We start from the raw sequence: 1922 nt of genomic DNA on the forward strand, positions 1-1922 counted from the left end.
GCAATTTTGGTGGGTCTGGGTGGACTTGAACCACCGACCTCACCCTTATCAGGGGTGCGCTCTAACCACCTGAGCTACAGACCCAATGGTACGGGCCTGATAGACCCATCTGCTCTCTTTATTAATCAACCAAGTAATTCGTGTGGACTCTGACCGAAGCATTCGGCTTCGTTTAAGGAGGTGATCCAGCCGCAGGTTCCCCTACGGCTACCTTGTTACGACTTCACCCCAGTCATGAACCACACCGTGGTGATCGTCCTCCCGAAGGTTAGACTAACCACTTCTGGTGCAATCCACTCCCATGGTGTGACGGGCGGTGTGTACAAGGCCCGGGAACGTATTCACCGTGACATTCTGATTCACGATTACTAGCGATTCCGACTTCACGGAGTCGAGTTGCAGACTCCGATCCGGACTACGATGCGTTTTGTGAGATTAGCTCCCCCTCGCGGGTTTGCAGCCCTCTGTGCGCACCATTGTAGCACGTGTGTAGCCCTGGCCGTAAGGGCCATGATGACCTGACGTCATCCCCACCTTCCTCCGGTTTGTCACCGGCAGTCTCCCTAGAGTTCTCAGCCGAACTGCTAGCAACTAGGGATAGGGGTTGCGCTCGTTACGGGACTTAACCCAACATCTCACGACACGAGCTGACGACGGCCATGCAGCACCTGTGTCAGAGTTCCCGAAGGCACCAATCCATCTCTGGAAAGTTCTCTGCATGTCAAGGCCAGGTAAGGTTCTTCGCGTTGCGTCGAATTAAACCACATGCTCCACCGCTTGTGCGGGCCCCCGTCAATTCATTTGAGTTTTAACCTTGCGGCCGTACTCCCCAGGCGGTCAACTTAGTGCGTTAGCTGCGCCACTAAGGATTCAAGATCCCCAACGGCTAGTTGACATCGTTTACGGCGTGGACTACCAGGGTATCTAATCCTGTTTGCTCCCCACGCTTTCGCACCTCAGTGTCAGTGTTGGTCCAGGTAGCCGCCTTCGCCACTGGTGTTCCTTCCTATATCTACGCATTTCACCGCTACACAGGAAATTCCACTACCCTCTACCACACTCTAGCCTGACAGTTCGAAATGCCGTTCCCAGGTTAAGCCCGGGGCTTTCACATCTCGCTTATCAAACCACCTACGCGCGCTTTACGCCCAGTAATTCCGATTAACGCTTGCACCCTCCGTATTACCGCGGCTGCTGGCACGGAGTTAGCCGGTGCTTCTTCTGTGAGTAACGTCAAGGCTAGCCCGTATTAAGGACTAACTTTTCCTCCTCACTGAAAGTGCTTTACAACCCGAAAGCCTTCTTCACACACGCGGCATGGCTGGATCAGGGTTGCCCCCATTGTCCAATATTCCCCACTGCTGCCTCCCGTAGGAGTTCGGGCCGTGTCTCAGTCCCGATGTGGCTGATCATCCTCTCAGACCAGCTACGGATCGTCGCCTTGGTGAGCCATTACCTCACCAACCAGCTAATCCGACATAGGCACATCCAATAGCGCAAGGTCCGAAGATCCCCTGCTTTCTCCCGAAGGACGTATGCGGTATTAATCCGGGTTTCCCCGGGCTATCCCCCACTACTGGGCAGTTTCCTATGCATTACTCACCCGTCCGCCGCTCGTCAGCGGGTAGCAAGCTACCCCTGTTACCGCTCGACTTGCATGTGTTAAGCCTGCCGCCAGCGTTCAATCTGAGCCATGATCAAACTCTTCAGTTTAAATCATACAAGAATCCGAAGATTCTCTATTCTTGCTCAAGACAAAACTCAATTTCGACGAGTCACTGTCCTGATATTTCGTATCCGAAATACCTCGGCCAGCGCCCACACGAATTACTTGGTCAATTTTTTAAAGAGCGGTTGAGCTGCTGCTCAATCAAGGTGGCGTATTCTACATCGTGTCGCCGCCTTGTCAACCGTTTATTTTC

The 1922-nt window shown here is 53.4% G+C and carries 1 tRNA gene and 1 rRNA gene; both read right to left on the reverse strand.

Annotation, left to right across the window (positions count from 1 at the left end):
* Positions 1-7 precede the first annotated feature (7 nt).
* A tRNA-Ile gene (locus tag FCS96_RS00080) sits at positions 8-84 on the reverse strand.
* 89 nt (positions 85-173) lie between these two features.
* Positions 174-1713 (reverse strand): 16S ribosomal RNA (locus tag FCS96_RS00085).
* Between the last annotated feature and the right edge of the window lie 209 nt (positions 1714-1922).

Source organism: Marinobacter alexandrii (assembly GCF_005871205.1).
Taxonomy (GTDB): Bacteria; Pseudomonadota; Gammaproteobacteria; order Pseudomonadales; family Oleiphilaceae; genus Marinobacter; species Marinobacter alexandrii.